This is a genomic window from Natronobeatus ordinarius, from assembly GCF_024362485.1.
GTDB lineage: Archaea > Halobacteriota > Halobacteria > Halobacteriales > Natrialbaceae > Natronobeatus > Natronobeatus ordinarius.
Genome location: NZ_CP101457.1, coordinates 57,417 through 75,828, shown reverse-complemented (window position 1 = coordinate 75,828; position 18,412 = coordinate 57,417). Strand labels below are relative to the sequence as shown.

Annotated in this window: 20 protein-coding genes and 4 pseudogenes; 17 read left to right on the top strand and 7 right to left on the bottom strand. The window is 58.4% G+C overall.

Going from position 1 to position 18,412, the window contains the following annotated elements:
• Positions 1-284 precede the first annotated feature (284 nt).
• Positions 285-1,340, top strand: coding sequence for a DUF2971 domain-containing protein (locus NMQ09_RS20790; protein ID WP_255194638.1), 1,056 nt, complete (start codon positions 285-287; stop codon positions 1,338-1,340).
• Positions 1,341-1,347: 7 nt separating this feature from the next.
• On the opposite strand, the gene NMQ09_RS20785 is transcribed toward NMQ09_RS20790, so the two are convergent.
• Positions 1,348-2,142, bottom strand: a complete 795-nt coding sequence (locus NMQ09_RS20785) for a hypothetical protein (protein WP_255194637.1) — start codon at positions 2,140-2,142, stop codon at positions 1,348-1,350.
• 167 nt (positions 2,143-2,309) lie between these two features.
• Here NMQ09_RS20785 and NMQ09_RS20780 point away from each other — a divergent pair, with 167 nt between their 5' ends.
• The 5 genes from NMQ09_RS20780 (at position 2,310) to NMQ09_RS20760 (ending at position 6,552) form a co-directional block, all read left to right on the top strand.
• Positions 2,310-3,230, top strand: a complete 921-nt coding sequence (locus NMQ09_RS20780; protein ID WP_255194636.1) for a transcription initiation factor IIB — start codon at positions 2,310-2,312, stop codon at positions 3,228-3,230.
• 257 nt (positions 3,231-3,487) lie between these two features.
• Entirely contained in the window at positions 3,488-4,015 is a 528-nt protein-coding gene (locus tag NMQ09_RS20775) for a winged helix-turn-helix domain-containing protein (protein ID WP_255194635.1), read from the top strand.
• Positions 4,016-4,465 carry a toxin-antitoxin system TumE family protein gene (locus NMQ09_RS20770; protein WP_255194634.1) on the top strand — a complete coding sequence of 150 codons (450 nt, stop codon included), beginning with the start codon at positions 4,016-4,018 and terminating at the stop codon, positions 4,463-4,465.
• A 60-nt stretch (positions 4,466-4,525) separates the two neighbouring features.
• Positions 4,526-5,416 carry a biosurfactant protein 1 gene (locus NMQ09_RS20765; protein WP_255194633.1) on the top strand — a complete coding sequence of 297 codons (891 nt, stop codon included), beginning with the start codon at positions 4,526-4,528 and terminating at the stop codon, positions 5,414-5,416.
• A gap of 143 nt (positions 5,417-5,559) precedes the next feature.
• Complete coding sequence (locus NMQ09_RS20760; RefSeq protein WP_255194632.1) at positions 5,560-6,552, top strand: DUF7983 family protein; 993 nt, start codon at positions 5,560-5,562, stop codon at positions 6,550-6,552.
• A gap of 212 nt (positions 6,553-6,764) precedes the next feature.
• Here NMQ09_RS20760 and NMQ09_RS20755 read toward each other — a convergent pair whose 3' ends face one another.
• The 5 genes from NMQ09_RS20755 to NMQ09_RS20735 form a co-directional block, all read right to left on the bottom strand.
• Positions 6,765-8,123 carry a DUF790 family protein gene (locus NMQ09_RS20755; protein WP_255194631.1) on the bottom strand — a complete coding sequence of 453 codons (1,359 nt, stop codon included), beginning with the start codon at positions 8,121-8,123 and terminating at the stop codon, positions 6,765-6,767.
• Positions 8,123-9,523, bottom strand: coding sequence for a DEAD/DEAH box helicase family protein (locus NMQ09_RS20750; protein ID WP_255194727.1), 1,401 nt, complete (start codon positions 9,521-9,523; stop codon positions 8,123-8,125). Before NMQ09_RS20750 ends, NMQ09_RS20755 begins: the two co-directional genes overlap by 1 nt.
• Positions 9,524-9,647: 124 nt before the next feature.
• A complete protein-coding gene (locus tag NMQ09_RS20745; RefSeq protein WP_255194726.1) occupies positions 9,648-10,004 on the bottom strand; it encodes a calcium-binding protein in 357 nt (118 codons plus the stop codon).
• Positions 10,005-10,290: 286 nt separating this feature from the next.
• Complete coding sequence (locus tag NMQ09_RS20740) at positions 10,291-10,785, bottom strand: zinc ribbon domain-containing protein (RefSeq protein ID WP_255194725.1); 495 nt, start codon at positions 10,783-10,785, stop codon at positions 10,291-10,293.
• The gene (locus tag NMQ09_RS20735; RefSeq protein ID WP_255194724.1) at positions 10,782-11,141 is read right to left on the bottom strand and encodes a DUF7964 domain-containing protein; all 360 of its coding nucleotides are present in this window, start codon (positions 11,139-11,141) and stop codon (positions 10,782-10,784) included. Before NMQ09_RS20735 ends, NMQ09_RS20740 begins: the two co-directional genes overlap by 4 nt.
• A 398-nt stretch (positions 11,142-11,539) precedes the next feature.
• Here NMQ09_RS20735 and NMQ09_RS20730 point away from each other — a divergent pair, with 398 nt between their 5' ends.
• From NMQ09_RS20730 to NMQ09_RS20720, 3 genes and pseudogenes are all read left to right on the top strand, one after another.
• Positions 11,540-11,746 (top strand): DUF8012 family protein, encoded by a 207-nt coding sequence (locus NMQ09_RS20730; protein ID WP_255194723.1) that lies wholly within the window; start codon positions 11,540-11,542, stop codon positions 11,744-11,746.
• Between the two features lie 104 nt (positions 11,747-11,850).
• A pseudogene (locus tag NMQ09_RS20725) lies at positions 11,851-12,231 on the top strand (hypothetical protein).
• A 69-nt stretch (positions 12,232-12,300) separates the two neighbouring features.
• A pseudogene (locus NMQ09_RS20720) lies at positions 12,301-12,928 on the top strand (DUF6735 family protein).
• A 16-nt stretch (positions 12,929-12,944) separates the two neighbouring features.
• Here NMQ09_RS20720 and NMQ09_RS20715 read toward each other — a convergent pair.
• Positions 12,945-14,204, bottom strand: coding sequence for an RNA-guided endonuclease InsQ/TnpB family protein (locus NMQ09_RS20715; protein ID WP_006065514.1), 1,260 nt, complete (start codon positions 14,202-14,204; stop codon positions 12,945-12,947).
• A gap of 141 nt (positions 14,205-14,345) precedes the next feature.
• On the opposite strand from NMQ09_RS20715, the pseudogene NMQ09_RS21210 reads away from it, so the two are divergent.
• From NMQ09_RS21210 to NMQ09_RS20680, 8 genes and pseudogenes are all read left to right on the top strand, one after another.
• Positions 14,346-14,450 (top strand): annotated as a pseudogene (locus NMQ09_RS21210) (DUF6735 family protein); the annotation flags it as partial.
• 76 nt (positions 14,451-14,526) lie between these two features.
• Positions 14,527-14,949: a DUF8025 family protein gene (locus NMQ09_RS20710; protein ID WP_255194722.1), complete on the top strand. Its 423-nt coding sequence runs from the start codon at positions 14,527-14,529 to the stop codon at positions 14,947-14,949.
• Positions 14,950-15,057: 108 nt separating this feature from the next.
• Complete coding sequence (locus tag NMQ09_RS20705) at positions 15,058-15,549, top strand: DUF7995 family protein (RefSeq protein WP_255194730.1); 492 nt, start codon at positions 15,058-15,060, stop codon at positions 15,547-15,549.
• A 6-nt stretch (positions 15,550-15,555) separates the two neighbouring features.
• Positions 15,556-15,921: a DUF7568 family protein gene (locus NMQ09_RS20700; RefSeq protein ID WP_255194721.1), complete on the top strand. Its 366-nt coding sequence runs from the start codon at positions 15,556-15,558 to the stop codon at positions 15,919-15,921.
• Between the two features lie 77 nt (positions 15,922-15,998).
• Entirely contained in the window at positions 15,999-16,394 is a 396-nt protein-coding gene (locus NMQ09_RS20695) for a DUF7567 family protein (protein ID WP_255194720.1), read from the top strand.
• 66 nt (positions 16,395-16,460) lie between these two features.
• Positions 16,461-16,748 carry an amphi-Trp domain-containing protein gene (locus NMQ09_RS20690; RefSeq protein WP_255194719.1) on the top strand — a complete coding sequence of 96 codons (288 nt, stop codon included), beginning with the start codon at positions 16,461-16,463 and terminating at the stop codon, positions 16,746-16,748.
• Positions 16,749-16,815: 67 nt separating this feature from the next.
• A pseudogene (locus NMQ09_RS20685) lies at positions 16,816-17,397 on the top strand (hypothetical protein).
• 44 nt (positions 17,398-17,441) lie between these two features.
• Positions 17,442-18,392, top strand: a complete 951-nt coding sequence (locus NMQ09_RS20680) for a MarR family transcriptional regulator (protein WP_255194718.1) — start codon at positions 17,442-17,444, stop codon at positions 18,390-18,392.
• The last annotated feature ends 20 nt before the right edge of the window (positions 18,393-18,412 follow it).

The following is an 18,412-nucleotide window of genomic DNA, read 5'->3' as shown; positions in this document are numbered from 1 at the left end:
CAACCATTCGCACTACTTCCAAAATCGGAGTGTGAACTATTCAGACTTCCATAGTAGGATATTTATCTTTAATCCACGACCCACTCTAAAGGCCGCCTCCATTTTACGCTATGTTCCCCACTCTAGGGCCTGAATGGGCTCTGGGACGTATACTGAATACCCATTCTAGGCGTCTCGGGGAACACCTACAAATGAGGAACAGTGACATAAACCATATGCCAAACGACTCGTCGCGGCGCTCAGTCGCCGGGACACATACGGATTGGATGGTTCCCTCAGACCGGATGGTCATCCGACGGTACAGGCCGCTGGAATATTTCGCAGACACTCTGGAAAATGGGTTCCGAGCTGGCCAAGCCGATGGGTACGAGGCGCGCGAGGGTCAAGTCTCACAGCCAGCCCGGATTCGTGAACGACACCAGTCAAACCAGACTGAGTCGCTGATGTTGAACAACGGGGAGGAGATGGATCTTGCCGAGGGGGTTGAGCAAGCCCGCGAGGAGGCTCGGCAGAACTATTATGCGAATTGCTGGCGGCTCGGAACAGATGAAGACTCCGAGATCTGGGACCAGTATGCTGATCTACGTGACGGAGTCGCGATCGAAACGACATTCGGACAGCTTGAGCAACATATCGCCCCTGACGATGACCTCTATATGGGCATCGTGCGGTATCTCGACTACGAGGAGGAGCATACACCGACAGGGATGTTCTACTCGTTGTACTTTTTCAAGCATCGAGAGTTCGACAGCGAACAGGAGTTCCGGATTCTCACGAATCAGGGAGGGAATCCGATAATCCGAACAGATGGAATGGAACGCCCATCGGAATACGATCCGTCCAACCCCGAAGCCGTCACACTCTCTGCAGATATGGATGCGCTCATAAATCGGGTGATTCTGGCTCCGGATACCGACGCTGCCATCCGAGCGCAGGTGGAATCGACACTCGAGGAATATGGTGTTTCCGCGCCAGTCGTTCCCTCACGGCTATCAGATCCAGCCGCTCACACTGGGACCTACGACGCTGAACTCGGCGGGGCGGCCAATTACGAAGCCAGCACGGAATATCTGGAAAGCGTACTCAACCAGTTCGTCGAAGCGACCGACTGGGAAACCTGGAATACCGTCGATGTCGTGCAGCTCAACCAAGAGGGCGTCATTCACCCACGAACGACGTTCGTTGAATGCTACCGATACGCAGAGAAGCCACCGGACCGCTCTACGTACGGGCAAGACCACCGGAATTATGAAGTCCGTGCCCACCGGGTCGAGGACGGAACGCTCGTGGACACGGTGCTGAATGATGCGGCAGCTGAGACAGAAGCCGAATTAGAGTGACTGCACGTCAGGGTAATCGACTGAAATCCCAGCGGGTGAGCGTGATTCCGCGATCGTTCGCTTCCTCGCCCGTTTTGAGCACGAAGTGGATCGCCTGTTCGACCTGTACGAGTCCCGTCGTTGCCTGCAGTGCACTGGCCGATCCGACGTTTTGGGGATGGGCACCGATCGTCGAGCAATAGTTGTACGGTGCAGCCAGCAGTTCGTAATCGTACGTCCGCCCGTCATTGTGATGCTGCTCGCGGTCAATCAAGCCGATGTTTTGCTTTGCTAATTCGGCCAGTCCCTCCTTGTAATGCCAGTTTCCAGTCGTCATCTTTTCCAGTGCGTTCCGCCCGTGCCACAACGCATTCGCATTGCGGCCCTGCGCCTGCTCCTTACGAGCGCGCTCCAGGAATGCGACCGCCCGAAGAGGAGCATACTCCTCGATATACGATCGCTGTTGGGCTTTCGCTTGCTGTGCAGGGCCAGAGACGGCCTTGATCAGTTCATATCCGTCAGCACCGTCCGTAAGTTCCAGATCTGAACCCTGTAGGGCATCCTCAAGCGGTTCCAAAACGTCGACTCGAAGCGGCGCTTCCTCGTTGATAAGATATTGGATGATTTCACGTCGCCGCTCGACATCAACGGTCTTCAGGATCTCGTAGACCTTGTCCGATGTACTCCCATCTAGCTCCATCTCCGTCTCAGCCATCTCCTCAAGTTCGAACCACTCGATCAGCTGGTTCACTTCCGTGTGACGATGCGGTGCGACTGCCCCAGAGATTCTCTGGAGCTGTGCTTTCGATAACTCGCTTGCCATGGATGCCGCTGAATTGCTAGTCGAAGATGATATAATAGGGGGACCAACGAACCCAGCTTCCTAGAACCACCGTAAACGGGAATCTGCCAGTACCTGGTGTTTATTCTCCCCCTCAATGGGTGAGGGGCTCACCGTACTGGTGGGTTCCCCGTAACACGATGAGAACAATGGCAACCAGAGACATCTACGAAACGGGCTTCGACGAGGACGTCCAGACAAACTCCAGCACGAACTCATGTCCCGAGTGCAATGGCCGGGTCACTACCAACTCGGTCGAAACAGTCTGCGAGAACTGTGGACTCGTTATTGACGAACAACGAATCGACCACGGTCCTGAATGGAGAACTCACGATCAGGACCAGCGAAAGCGGACGGGCGCTCCACTGACTGCGGCACGTCACGACCGAGGGCTGTCGACGGAAATCGGTCGGTGGAAAGATGCGAACGGGAACGAACTTTCCGGGCGAAAGCGCCAGCAGCTATCCCGGATGCGGCGTGAACAGACTCGTGGTCGCTTCCAGTCGAAAGCCGAGCGAAACCTCGCACACGGCCTGGGTGAGGTCCGAAGAATCGCGAGCGTCCTCGAGCTCTCAGATTCGGTTCGGGATCAGGCGTGTCAACTGTTCCGGAGCGCTCAAACCGAAGATCTGCTTCGAGGCCGATCAATCGAGGCGATAGCGGCAGCAAGCATCTACGGAGCCTGTCGATGTAACGGCCACTCACGGTTACTCGACGACGTCGTCGACGCAGCACGCGTCGAACAATCGAGAGTCGCAAATGCGTACAAGACGCTGAATACAGAACTTGGACTGCCGACCCAGCCTGTTCGACCAAGCGAATTCATCCCCCGTCTCGCGTCGGAACTTAACATTTCAGACGCCACCCGGCGTCGAGCAGTGGCACTCTCAAAGCACCATCGAGAAACTGCTATTTCAAACGGGTGTCGTCCGAGTGGCGTCGCGGCGGCCTGCATTTACAAAGCTGCACAGGAATACGGAAGCTCACTCACACAGCAGAGAGTTGCGGATGCTGCAGGGATGTCAGCTGTGACAGTTCGTGCCCGGAGAGACGAACTCAACGCGGTGTGAGCCGGTTTTTAAGGACGTCAGCTTCGTACTCTGAGAGAGGAGTTACTCAACCATGACGCTCACAGAGGCAGTTGATTTTCTCGCCGAGGAGTTAGATCTGGAGCGGAGTGAACACGTCCGGCAGGTCGGAAAGGCAGTCGCAATACTACGTGATTGAACAAGACTGGCCCTGCCTTTCCAGTAACCCAACACAGAATCCTTTTTCAGATATTTGAAGAACCCGAAGATATATTGAGAGTGGGCGCCTACAGATACGTATGACCGAGTTCGATCCGGCCCCCACCTCCGATGATACTCAGCACCGGTGGCAGACGGGGACAGACACGTTTGGTCGTGTCTACGACGTCGTCCTCGGCGTTACCTCTCCGACTGCCTACACCGAGATCGCTGAGCTTGCGGACTGCTCTCCAAACGCCGCGAAAAAGCACCTCGATCGCTTAGCGGAGATGGGTATCGCTCGAGCCGATAGAGACAGCCGCCCAGCGACATACGAACGAAACGAGGGGTATCTCGAATGGCAGGACGCCAGTCGGATTGCAACCGAGCTCTCTATCGAAGCAATCATCGACCGCGTGGAGACGCTTGAAACGCAGCGGACGGAATACGAATCACAGTTCGAGACGACCGACCCAACGACTGTCAACGTGTTTGACCACGGTGATCACGAAAACATCCACGAGCGGATGATCGCAGTCAGCGAGTGGCAGGGCGTGATTCGGGATATCAGGCTGTACGAACTTGCTCGCCAGCTCTCCCAGAACGACGGGCATTTGATTCCGGCCTAAATGAGCCAGCCACCAGAGGCTCCGGCCTCACACTCGACGGGCCCACCGGATCGACAGACGCTGCGCCTGCTGGAGCGACACCTGTCGTCGGATTCACTCGTCGCCGAGACTGCGTTCGATCCGGATTCATACGAACCTCGACTGCTCCGTGGACTGCTCGACGCTGGACGATATCCTGACACAGCAACAGCGGCCCGTCTCGACATCCGATGGTTCACGACTGGCGATTTTTCAGTCCACTACGTCGAAGAGCACGAGAACGGGGAACGCTGGGAGTGTCGCTGGGACCGGCACCCAAACACGCACAACACCCGGTTGCACTTCCACGAGCCACCGTCTGCCATCAAAATTACCGACCTCGAACTCCCGTCGCTCCATCCACTCGAAGTATACTCCACCGTCCTCACGGCAATAGAGCAACGCATAGAGACACTGTGGTCGTCACAGTGATCTCGTGATGAAGGGGAGCATGAGTTCAAATATCATTACGAGGGAAGTCATCCACAAGAGATGACGGACCACTACTCTGATATTGAAGAACTACGACCCCTTGGTGAAGCGAACCACGTTCCCGACGACCAGCTTACTGGACGAGGGAACGCTGAACAAGGAGAGGGACTGCAAAAGGAAAGGCTCGAATCGTATCCAGATCGAACGAGATCAGCGCGAAGCGAGTGTTCCTCGTGCGGTGCGTCGATTCCTGCGAACCGTACCAAGTGTCGGTTCTGCCTCTCGAATCATCTCGATGGAACCACCGACGATAGTCGCACCCCGGATACTGAGTGGACACTACTCCACGTCGTCCATCTGCTCGTCGAAGCGTCGACGTTCTACGCCGCCGTCGCGAAAGGTGCTGCTGCAGCCACACTCCTCACGAAGGCTGATAGGGATCCAGTAGTTGACGACTGCCAACTGATCTACGACCTCGATACAAAGCCCGCCGCACAGCTGACCGACAAGTGGCCCTCGCTCCCCCCAGCGGTACGGGTCACATCAGAGACTGGCGCACAGGTGCTCGCGGCGGCGCGGGAGCGGACGACATGGACAGACACGACGCAGTCGCCTCACGACGGTGAGCACGCGATGTTCCTCTACGACGAAACCGGGGGTGGGATTCGTGATGAGACTCGTCTTGCGCCCCTCCTCACGGACGCAGACGATGTCTGGCTCGTGCCAGCGATTGCGGTCCAACAATCCGTCGAGGAAATCAGTAGCGAGAGCCCACGACGCGAGAGTTCGAACAGGAAACATCTCGTGTGTCGGGACTGCGGTGAGGAGACTGCGCATCGATTCCTGAAATTCGAAGCCGTCCCTGACGACGAGTGGGCCGGACAGTCCATGTGGGAGTGTCAGTGGTGCGGAACACCCCGATACGGGCCGGATCCGAAAGCAGATCAATAAACCAGCGCTGATAGTAACCAACGCCACCTGCGCATTGGGCTGGTGTTAGGTAACTGCCAGCAGCGAGTCGAAGCGTTCCAGGAGACCGGTGTCAAGCACGAACTGGGCCGAGCAGTTTTCCCGCGATACGACCAAGAGCTACTATGCCCTTTACCGCAAGCTGGCGAACGCTCCTTGACGAGTGTGACGCACTCGCTGCGGATGCGACACTCATCACGCCACTGTCGGAAACGCGATTCCGCCTCACCGACATCCAGGAGCACCGCATCGTCATCGAGTTCGGCGATTCAGGTGACGCACAGCCGCTCCACCGCGAGCAGTTCGAAACCCTGGCCGAGCGCATTACCGACGCTGGCGGCACCTTCGATCTCCAACGCCTGCCCCCGGACGCGGAGCCGTACGCGGCCGTGCTCAGTCTCCATCCCCGCTACGAGATCAACAACCGAGCAGGCACGCTCACCGAAACCGATGAGCCGACGACCTCCCAGCTCATCACCGGGGCATCCAGTCAGTCACCTGATGACCAAGACGATGCAGCAGACCGCACGGAACCCAATCTTCCCATCTATGCCGACATGCTCCTCTTGATCGACGCGCTCGAACGCCACGACCCAACTGCGCTCGAGGACGGTGAGACGCCGGCGCTCATCAACCTCTATACGCTGCTCTCGGACGTCCAGCGAAACGCCGGCGACCTCCGCCAGGACGTACGTGAGGTGCTCCTTGGGCGACTCCACCACGACCAGCCTGTTCACGGCCAGTACGGGTCGGTCCAGCGGACAAGTCGCCGCAATCGCTCGCTGAAAGACGACAACGAGGTCATTGGCGTACTCGAAGAGGCAGGGATTCCTCGCGAGCGCATCATGGCCGTCGATCGCAAGAAAGTCGACGAAGCCCTAGACGTGACCGATCTCCCAGAGACGGATGTCTACGAGATTGAAGAAAGCGAGTATGTGCGCAAGGCCGACGTCGACGCAGAGCGCAAGGAAACACGGCTGCAAGGGCTGAAGGACCAACTCGCGCTGAGCGACGATCCCGACGCCGAGGAACTCCGCCAGGAAGTCGACGAACTCGAACAGCGCATCGAGGAGTTGACCGAGTTCAAACCCGGCACCGAGGTCGGGTCGCGGTCATAACGACAGTGGCCGAATCGGACTTCAACTTCTCCTTAACCAACGCTGGTGTCTTTTCCCGCGTCGTTGGTTAAGAACACACCACCGTTGCCAGTAAGCACCCCTCGTTACGGAAGTTCGAGAAGAAAGCCACGTCCTTCTGATGTCACAAGTGAAAATTCGCACGCAAGCGCATCTATGGAATGCACTGTGGGACGCCAAGCCACCGAGCATTCTCACTTAGAAGCAGGTGTTGTATCGGACGAGGCAGCAACTGTTTCAACTAATTCGACCATATCATAGACGTGAATGCCGGTTTTGAACCAGAGTACTCGGTCGGCCGTCCGTCCGAAGTCCTCATTTGCACAATCCAGTCGCTCTGAGACAGCCAGTATGAAGTTGTCAGCCTCCACCTGCCGGATCTTCGCTAGCTTTGACTCTATATACTCGGGCGTCCAGAAGCCGACAATTTCGAAAATCGCCCGACGTCCATCGGGGTGCTCGACTGCAAAGTCGGGGATCATCACCTCGGCCCCGAGGTCAAAGACGTCGTCCTCGCGTACGAGTTCCCACTCAGTGTTCGCTCGCTCCCACTTCTGAGCGAGCGTCCGCTCGACGTCACTATCGAACCGCTGACCACCGCTGTAGTGCGAATCGAGACCTTCGCTCTGGTCAAGTGTGAACTGCCGTGTCTCGCTGGTTGTTTCGTCGATGAGAATCTCGGCGGTCATCTCCCACCGCTCACAGAGAGGTAACGCTGGCAAGAAGTTCGCCATGCGAATCCCGTACTTCTGTGATTTCGAGAACAGCGACGCTGGGCCATCCAGCACGGCCTCGTAGCCCGAAGCCTGATCCGTACTCGCAACGCGGTCGCCGTCGGCATCGATCGGATAGATGCGATGCATCAGCCCGAACAGCTTCACGTAGCTGAACACCGTCCCGAAGTGGTCCCAGACACGAATCCGCATCTCAGTCGCATCGTAGAGGACTGCCTGAGCGAGCGCGAGGTTGTACCGAGTCAGCAGCCAGTCGACGGTGAGGTCGGTGTGCTCGTATTCCTCGGCACTGCTGCCGGTCAAATTCGTCGTCGACGGCGACGCATCACCGGTCCTCTCGTATCGGTCGGCCGTCCGCGTGCCGATTCGGACGAGCCGCTTGTTGTCCTCGAGGTCGGCGTACATCCCACGATAGCAGTCTTCGAGCGAGATACCGAGTTCGTCGGCCACTCCACTGTACACTTCCAGCTTCTGTGTGTCCTCACCGAGCGTCGGCTGGCGAACAATAGGATACCGCTCGTTGGCTTTCTCGAAGAGTCGCCGACGAATCTCACGTGGATCGACCGACGCGACGACTTCGAACTTGCACTCGTCTTTCAGGAGCTTCGCCAGTCCCTGGACGATCTTGTAGTCGGTATCCGCGACAGTCAGCTCGTCAATCTCGGCTTCGAGATCGCCCCTCGGCCCGTCGAGGTGGACTTCGAACAGTTGGAGGAGTTCCCGTGCCGTCTCACGATAGCGCTCATCAGATGGATCGATGAACAGCGGTGTAATCGTCTCGTCAGTCGTGCGTGACCGCGCGAAGTTTGCGGTCAGCACTACGCATTCACCCCCTCTCGACGGCGTTGAGAGACGTACGTCTCCATCGTGTCCTCAGCGATAATCTCGTACAGACGTGCTGGCTGGCGGTCGTCCGTAGGCCGGAGGATTCGCCCGAGTCGCTGGGCGTACTGCCGTTTCGAGGCGCTTCCCGAGAGGATGATTCCGACGTTCGCCGCCGGGACGTCAATCCCTTCGTCGAGAACTTGGGAGGTCGCGAGCATCGAATAGTCGCCCGTGCGGAACCGTTCCAGGATCTCGGTGCGTTCGTCGGTCTTGGTCTGATGGGTGATGCAGGGGACGATGAACTCCTGGGAGATCTCGTAGGCGAAGTCGTTGTTCGCAGTGAAGATGATGGCGCGGTCGTCGTGATGGCGTTTGATTAGAGTGTCGAGCGTGTCGAGTTTCTTCGTCGCCGTCCGGGCGAGTCGCTCGGCACGCTGCTTGGCGATGAGCGCTCGCCGTCCCTGCGGGTCGTAGGAAGTGCGCTTGAGGAACTCTGCGTAGCCGCGCTCCTTCCAGAGATCGAAGTCGTGGCTGTCGACGTAGTCGCGATAGATCCGGTACTCCTCGTCGTACGACTCTCGCTCGTCGGCTGTGAGGTCGACCGACATGTGGATCGTCTCGTACTCGCTGAGATACTCCCCAGCGAGTTCGTCGACGTGCTCCCGATAGACGACCGGCCCAAGGAGATCCTCGAGGAGTTCGTGCTTGCCATCGGGGCGCTCATAGGTCGCCGTGAGGCCGAGGCGATACGGTGCGATCATCATCTCGGGGATCTGCCGGTAGGTCGGGGCTGGCAGGTGGTGTTCCTCGTCGACGACGAGCAGGCCGAACTGATCGCCGTACTCGTTGACGTAGCGATAGGCGCTGTCGTAGGTCGTGACCGTGATGGCTGTGACGTCGTGGCTGCCGCCACCGAGGACGCCGATCGGCTGTGTGAGCTGGTCGGCGAAGGCGTTGGTGAGCGTGGCGTGCCACTGGTTCATCAGGTCGATTGTCGGCGTGACGACCAGCGCACTGACGCCAGCGTCGGCAATGGCCTGCAGCCCGAGGAACGTCTTCCCGCTTCCCGTCGGGAGGACGACGCTCCCCCGCCGTCCGTGCTCGATCCAGGCGTCGAGCGCGGCCTGTTGGTAGTCACGCGGTTCGATGTGGAGTGCAGGTGTGAGATCGAGGACAGGGTAGGCCCGAGCGGTGTCTTCGAGAGCGTGAGCGAAACCGTCGTGAAGCGTTGTTTGCTCGTCTCCATCTGTCCAAGCACCCGCCCATTCGAGGAGAGGTCGATACCGATACGGCTGGGCGCGGTACTCGTCGACGCGGTCGTCCCACTCCGCATACGGGGTGTCGTCGGGAGCGTCGTGGAGCAGGAGCGTGCCGTCGTCGAATTCGAGTCGCATTCAATATCAGAATGGATGAACTCGGACGGATTCAATCTGTGGATTGGCCGGGGGTCGGTGAGACGTGGCACTGTCCGTCTCTGGGGAGTCTGGAGAGGGTGGTTCGAGTACGGACGCATGACTCTCAGCGGTCGAGCCAGTACTGCCAGTCTGCGACCGCCTGTTCCGTGTCACTGCTGGCGTCGACGACCTCTAATTGCTCTAATGGCACGCCAAGTGTTCTGTCCATCCACTCCACCGTTACGAACATCTGGTTGAGCGTTGGCTCAGTCGGGGACATTTCGATAACGCGTACCGTTTCGCCCACATTCAGGGGCGATTCCGCTCGCTCGATGACACACCGTGCTTCGAAGGGAAAGTCCATCGTGTCGTCCAGATACGCGTGCCAGCCCATCGCCTGCTCTTCAGCACTGTACGTATCGACGATGATCCGCATCTCGATGCGTTCGTCTCGTTCTTCGTCTCTCTCGACTCGTGGCATACCCATCAGTACGCACTCTGTTCGTAAGATACGCTGGACAGCCGGATCCATCCATCGACCAATCGTAAGCTTGCTCGATTGTGACCGCAGAAGTCCGGGCCTGAGTCGCTGGGCAAGATTAACCAACAAGGCGTGTCAAAGCCGTTCATTGTTGGTTAATTCGGTGGGGTGGAGAGGTCTCTCACGGTGTGAAATCAGCTGTTAGAGGCTACCCATTCTCGTGTGCTTAGGACGTGTGACATCAGCCAGTCGGCGTTGAATGTCGTCGATCCAATAGCGTACTGCGCTATGGAAATTCGTAGCCACAGTTCGGACAGAAATTTTCGTCGCCATCCAGCAGAGAGAGGCATTCGACGCAGATACGGTTGCTCGGAGCGGTGGCGATATCCTCCAGAAAGTTCATCGCGGTCTGTGACGCAGCACCCGGCCGATAGCCGTCAGCATAGCCCGGCAGTGTCGAGGCCCATTGGACAGTCCCCTCATCATCGACGACCGCGACGTTCCCAGCGATGTCGAGTTTCCCGTAGCGTTTGAACGCCGCTGACGGTGTCTGGTCGATAGTCTGGTTCAGAGCACGGTTGCGTTTGAGGTCGCGTTCGTAGACCTCCTCGGGCGTCGGGTATCGTACGTCGCCGGGGAAGTCCGTGATCGGCCCGTGCTGCTCGTCGATCCGGTCGATCTCGACTGCGATGCCGTGCTCGTCGTGCAGCGTTCGCAAGAGCCGGAGCGCGTGGTCGTGCCACTCGCGGATGTCCGCATCAGCGTAGTAGCGGAGGATCATGTGTCTGGCTCCGTCTCTTCTGCGGCCGCGATGCGGTCCGAGAGGCTTTCAGCGAACCACTCGTTAGCGAGTTCGCTCGCGCGATTGACCATCTCTTGATGGCTCATCCCCTCGGTTTTGAAGGATTTGTAGACGCGCCATTGTTCCGCGCCTGGATCAAAGACGATTACGTGCGTCTTGGCTTCCATATTCAGCAGGAACGCTTCGATCGTGCCGGGGGATGAGCCTGGAAAACCCATGGTTCCGCGAATTTTTAGGTTGTCGCTCTCACCAATCTGCTTCACGATGCCGTCTGTAATGGGTTGGCTCGGAAGCGACGAGAGAAACGATGGGGAGGATTCTGAATCATCGGTCATAGCTGACGATTCACGCAGAGAAACCTTGAATCCGCGGACTCGATTGCACCATCATCCGTGTTCGGTTAGGCCCCTTTCTCCCCTCAACGGGCAATACAGAGGGTTCGAAAACGCTTGCTCTGAGGCTCCATACGCGGAGAACTCGATTTTGGACAGGAAGGATGACGATTCTGTCGAAGTCGACTCTGTCTATCGATTAGCGCTCTTAACCGAACACGAATGGCACCATCATACTGTGCCTCATCCCCTTCGCTGTAACCAAAGAAACGTATCCATCCTCCTTCGATAACGAATCGATCTGTGCTGGGTGACTCAATCGTGATCCTCGTCAGGCTATAGATGCTCTGCTGACGACCCGGCGATGTTTTTCTGCGCCAGAAGTCGGCGGAGGCGTACACATGGACCCACGAAACACACCTGGGTACCGGCTGCACCGCGCGCTCAGCAACCTGAGCGATATTGACATCGATGAATTGGATCCCTCTGATCGAGAGCGAATCGACACAGCGGTGACGCTCCTGGAGCAGGTGAGTCACCTCACTCGACCACCTGCCACAGAGGACGACGGCGTTCAGGTAGAATCCAGATACACGATCCTCGAGTAGCGGTTCTTCCTGGTTCTTCCTGGTTCTTCCTGGTTCGTCTCAGGATGCGTCTGTTACTCCCCTGAAGGGGTGCGGGGGTAGGAAAGCACCCCCGAGGACTAACAATGGCAACGCTCCAAGCAGCCACGACATCGGCCGGTGCGATCGTAACGAATGCACAGGCAGTCCGCCAGCTCTGCGAAGCACATTGCTTCGGGACCCTGAATTGGGAAGTGGACGAAGAAGGAGAGCTCATCATCTGGGGATAGGACGCCTTCGAGGTCTACGAAGCCCGTGAAGACGGCCTTCCCGACTACAAAGGTGGTCTTGTGACGCACGAGTTCCTCCGAACACTCGCCGATTATCTCGAGCCTACCGAAGAACTCGACATCCAGACAGCCGGATTCACGAAATGTCGGTTCCCAGTCCTCGCAAAGCGGTACGTCATCCGCGATGGCGAAGTCCTCCACGCGGATCTCAGTTCCTTTGAGTCGATCGACGTGTAGCGTTGTTCTCCCCCCAGGAGGAGTGCGGGGTGACACAGCACAAGCATCGCCTCGTGAGGTGATTGAATCATGGGACATCGCGCACTCGTTGCGTACGAACGCACAGACGGACAGTACACGCTCCACTACAGCCATTGGGGCGCAGCAAACCTCAAGCTCAAGCACCGAATTTCGGCTGAATCGCCGTTCGGTGGCGAAGACACCGACTCCAAGTGGGCGAAACAGCTGCTGGCGGAACTGCCCGATGGCCTCGAGGCAGATGCGGTCGACGATCTCGTCGCTCGAGAGGTCGATCCCGAGGACGGTCGTCGAGCCGAAACCCCGCGCCACCGGCCTCACGCTCGACGAGATCGTCGCTGACCACCTCGACTATCTCCATCACGAGGCGTTTTTCGTGGTGTCGACGACGTTCGAGGTGACCGCGTATCGGACGCTGTGGTTCGGCCTGCAGTACGACTCGGAGACAGTCAAACAGGGAGAGACAGTCGGGAACGGAGCGCTCGCAACCGTGCGCTGGTACGATGGCGAGCCGGTCGGCGACGGCCACCTGCAGGGACAGTTCACGGCCCTCAAAGACGTCGTCGGCGACATGATCGACAAAGGCGTGTTCACGCTATCGACGACGAGGCAGTATGTAAACTACCCCGCCCTACTCCCTTGGCGCTCCGCGCCTCGGTCCTTGAGGGTGGGGCTTTGATGTGGACTCCCGGCAATCAGTCACCGCCAATAGGCTGGTGACTCTCGCCGTTCACCGTCCCACCATTCAGACGCACGTCTACTAGTGCGTCTCCGCTCCCCGACGTGGGCGAGGAACGGAGTCTGTGTTTCTGCTTACGGGCGCACCGTAGCCCGACATTCTTCGCCGCGTTGTAGTCCGCGTTGACCTTGTATCCACACTTCTGGCACTCGAAGTGTTCGCCGTGGCGGTTGTCCTCATGCGTGAACCCGCAGTCCGTCCGAGAACAGCGTTGGGACGTGTAGTTCGGCTCGACTTGTTCCACGGAGACGCCCTGTTCGGGCGCTTTGTACTCGACGTACTCGACGAGGCGTCGGAACGCCCAGAAGTGGTGCCACTTCGCGTGAGGTAGCCGCTTTCGAATGTCGGTCAAGTCCTCGAACACGATAACGTCGCACTCGTGTTCGACGGCCTCTGAGACGATTTCGTTAGCGACCGTGTGGATGTACTGCTTCCGCCATGCTTCTTCGCGCTTGCCGAGTCGAAGCAGGGCGTTGTGCGCGGCTTGTGTCCCGCACTGTTGCATCTCTCCACGTCGCTTCTCGAACTCGCGGCACCAGTGGTCGTAGTCGTCTCCGTGCCAGAAGCGTCCGGTGGATGAGACGGCGAGACTGTTGACGCCGAGGTCGATACCGAGGACTGTTTGGTGCTCGGAATCTTCCGAAACCTCTCCGTTCTCACCGCCGTCGCCTTCGGAGTCGTACCTCCGTGTGGTGATATGGAAGTAGAACTCATCGTCCACTGGGTCGTACTGGAGCGTGCTCGCTCGGAACTCGAACTCGTCGGACAACACGTACTGCTCGTATGGCGTTGGACTGTCCGAGGGGAGTTCAAACTCACACTCGAGACGTCCATTAACAGTCGAGAGCGAGACTTTGTTCCGGTAGAATGTGGCGCTTCGCTTGTCGTAGAGCATACTCCACGACGTGAACTCCGGTTGGCTCACTCGATTCCCCTGTTTCCACCGTTCGGCGCATCCTTTGACGGCCTGGACGGCGCGTCGGATGGCTTCTTGGACGAGGTTCGCGGTGAGGTCGGTTTCGTCGCGGAGTTTGTCGTAGAGAGCGTCTCGTGCGGTCGTGTTGGCCGTGACGCATTCGGTATAGGAGTCGTCGGACCAACAAAACTCTGCGGCACGATTGGCGCAGTGAAGGAACTGGCGGGCGGATTCGTGGAGGTCGTCGCGTCGCTCGTCGGGAACGACGAGTTTGACGGGGGCGGTACGCCGGACCTCCATATTTCAGATGTAGTGCTGACGGTTCTTAACTACTCGGGAATCAGGTGGTCGCAGTATGCCGGTTGTGTCGGACTATGTCGGTTTCCTCTCCGGCCTACTCGCTCATTCCATTCGCTCCTTGAGGCCGGAGGCTCCACCTCGAAAACGCTGAAACGAAAGCTGGCCGAGCGGATCGGAGACCGACAGGAGCTACTTATCCCGACTGGCGAATCACCCCTCGAGAAAGCGAGCCTGAACCACTCCTAGGTCAGTCTGCTTCGTGGCAACTGCTTGTTTTTTCAGGGGCAGGAATGGGTGAGCCCCTACGTAGGCTCGTGATTCCATGACCGAGCAACCAGCCGACGATCCGTTCCACGACTGCGAGTTGAGTCCCGAGGCAATCTTGGGAACGCACACCTTCGAAGACGTCCTATTCACCGACGAAACGGAGACACCGGTGAACGTGCTGACGGGCCAAACGCCAGCGCACTCGCAAGCGACCGTCGACGAAGCACGTGAGTTCGCAGCCAGTATTGACACCGACACACCACAGATCGCACTCCCAGCCTCGGTGGAGACACAGATCGAGACCGCCAGCAAGCCCTACACCGCAGCCGCATTCTTCCATTTCAAGGCAATCGGCTCGCTCGAACTGCATCGAGCCTACCACGCGGCGTACGAGTCGGATGGGTTCTCAGTCGCATTCGAGGCCAACTACGAATCTGGGGATCTGACCATCACCGTCGAGCGTGCGAACGACCCCTGAGAGAGGGAAGTGCCGAGAGTGGTTTTTGTGCGCCGGCGATGGGTGCCGGCGCAGTACGGGGTGAGCGAACGACGGGTCCCAGTGCGTCGGCACTTCGAGGTGTTCGAGATGCATATGGTAATTTACGCGCTGGTAGAGGCATCGACAGAAGACGAAGCGCTATCCACCGGAAAGGCGGTGTTCGAACGACTGGTCGGCGCCGATCCACACGCCTGCGCTGTGTTTGACTACTTTGTCACCTTCGACGACGAGGACACAACCCTTGCGGGCAAAGCGCGATGGGGCGATCTCCCGATTGCGGCGGCCGTCGATTCCGAGAAAGGACAAGAACTGCTCGATCGTGGTTGGGAAGCAACGAAAGCGGAGTTCGAGCGGAATCTCGACCAAGTGAGAGAGGCACTTGACGAGCTCTCCAGCGAGGAGATCATGCGCGATGAGAACCTTGCTCGGCACGCGTTCCACCAGGTCGGTGCGTACGACGGACCGACGATCTTCCTCTACAACGAATACGCGAACGGCATCCGGCATCGCGAGCAGTTGGATCGACTCCTCGTGGAAAGTGAGGATCTCTGGATTGTGCCCGCGGACGTCCACTTCTGATCGACTATGCCCCGAATCACTAACTGGCGAAGGGAGAGCCGGACGCCCACACTCAAGTACCGGAACGCTGAGACCGGAGCGATAGCGGTTCTACACAGAACTCCAGACTCGTACGTCTACAAATGGCGAGGAGCGATCCTCGTCGACGGGTACCCCATCTGGTCGCGAGGGTACGAGACAAAAGACGCGAAATCGTTCCGTGAAGAGCTCCGCGAACGGCCAGCGCCCGAACTGAGTTGTCCCGAGTGTCCGAACGACGACATCCTCGTCGGTGAGAAAGCAGCTGACGGCGCGAAAGTACAGTGCTGGTTCGACTGTCCCGACTGCGGGTACGAAGCGCCCTCGCGAATCGTGTACGGCGCCGAGCGCTGATTGATGGGAACGTATCTTCGGTGACGTTTATTTTGGGCTGGAATGGGTGGCCCGTCTCAATCGGGTCAGATCCACAGATGAGTCTGGAAGTCATCGACCGCCACAGCCAAGCACTATTCGAGTTCCTTTGGTGTCCGGTCTGCGGGCACGAGGTGTTCAGCCACATCCCGTTCGAGGGGGTGTTCTGCAAGAACTGTAACACGCAAGTCGAACTCCAGGAATGCCGAGAGACACACGGCTACGAAGAGGCCGTTCTCGCCTGCTTCAATACCGCCATGACCTGGAATCTCCACGTCGACGAGAAGCTCCGTCGCGATCTTCCGGATGGGTCGGCGCGCGTGAAGATCCTCGGCGCACCGGGCGCCTACGAGGTCGATTGGTGGAGTCCGGAGCCGGGTGAGGACTGGGAGCCTGTCAAGCGCGGCGAGTTCGATGACGTTGAGGAGCCAGAGGAGGTCTCCCACTTAGCGTAACGAGAAAATTTCCGTTGTGAGATTGAGAGGACCACTTATCCGAGCAGGGGGTGTAAGTGAGAGTATATGCCTGAAGAAGTCCTGTTCAAATCCGAGAGTGCCCAGAGCCGAGACGAAATCGCGTCGTACCTCCGGAACGTCGCCGAAAAGCTCGAACAGGGGGGTTCGATCACCCTGAAGACGGGGGCAGAGTCCGTCACAATGGATCCCCCGGAACGTCCGACATTCGAAGTCAAAGCCGAACGGGAAGGGCCGGCCGATGGCCCTGGCGAGCTGAGCATCGAGTTCGAACTCGAGTGGGATGAGAACAGTGAGAGTGCTGAAGGGGGAACGGGGAATCTGGAAATCGAGTGAGTAGCTGGCATCAGTGTTTGTGATGCGCCGGTGATGGGCGCCGGCACACTCGTGCCGGCGAGTACCGATGTCGACACGGAGTCAACTGCGGTTTATGCAACGAGTCGAACAGACCAGTGAAACCGAAGGCGACGCCGACCGTGTTGCACAGGTGTATCGCCATTCGGATGAGTACCCAGCAAGCGTCCTGCAGGATCTCGTCCGGCTGAAGGAACTGCTCGATGCGACCCTCGCCGATCGCGGGCCGGGCTACACGGCGGCTGCGTTCGTGTTTCTCGACAAGCACTCAACAGTCAGTCTGTATCTGGATGGCGACCCAGAGCGAACGATCGACGCGGCTCAGCCAGCGTGTCTCCTTGAGCCGTCCAATATGGAGCACCTCGACCAGCCGCTGTTCCTGCTTGGACACGCGTCGAAGATCCAGCTGACGGCATCCACGGCGACGAGGAATACCTCTACGTCGTGGAACTCCCGACGGAGAACCCGTTCGACGAGCCGACCGAGTGGCAGTCAGAGTGAGCGGTCACTCCACATTCCCCGCTGGGACGGTCCGACCGACGAGGCCTTCGAGCGGGCCAGCTGGCAATTCCACGGGTCGCTCGAGGACGCACTCACAGAACCGGTTCGGGACGAAGCAGTCGTCAAGTAAAATCCCAAATCGTATTTATATAGTTAAGGTTTAGAAAGACCCAGATGATTACGAAGGCCGGACTCGCCGTGCTTGACGCGCTGAGTACCGGCCGTGAAGCGACACCGGAGGAACTCGCGGCTGATACCGGGTATTCACGAGAACATCTGTACGACGTACTCGACGAATTGCTCGCAGCGGGATTGCTCGCAGAAAACCGTGGCCCCAGTAATCAGCGTCGAGTCCGCATCGCGGAACATCCCGTCGCCGAAGCGTATCGAACGCTCCAGTCGGAGTTCAGCCACGTAGACTGGACGGAACTGCTCTCGCCAGCCACCCTCCGCGTGTGTTGGTACCTCGATAGGCCACGACACATCGCTGATATCGCAGACCGGCTCGGAGTCACCCGACAAGGTGCCCATAGCGCGTTATCACCGCTCAAGCACCGAGCGTTACTCTCCAGATCCGATCCGAAGTACGCCCTCCGGGACGAGGTCTCGCCGCTGTTGGCGTTCGCTCGGGCCGCCATAGAGCACGAACATCGAGCACGAGTCCGGGAAATCGCCCCCAGCGCCACGATCGCGTGGTGCGATCCGAAGCAATCCCTCGTCCGCGTACAGACCGCTGAGGATACGGACGCGCTCCAAGCAGCTCCAGACTGGGAGATGACCGGACTGGGCCGGTTTGCAGCGTATGGTCTACAGTTTTTCCTCGCCGGCGAGCCTCCGTTCTGGTATGCTCCAGACGAGGAGCTAACGCCTGCTGAAGCCGTGTGCCATACGCTCCTTCTCGATAGCGGATCCCGGCGGGTCAGCTATTCGATGCTGCTGATCGAGGCGGAAGATATCGATCAGGAGACACTCATCGAGACCGCACAGTGGTACGACCTGGAACCTACTGTAAAAGCGTTGTATCGGCCACTTCAAGATGACTTCGACAGGACAGATGATCTGCCCGTCATCCTCCCGAAGAAGGACGAATATATGGCGCTCAAAGAGCAGTACGGAGTCTCGTAACACCAACACCGTAGCCTGAC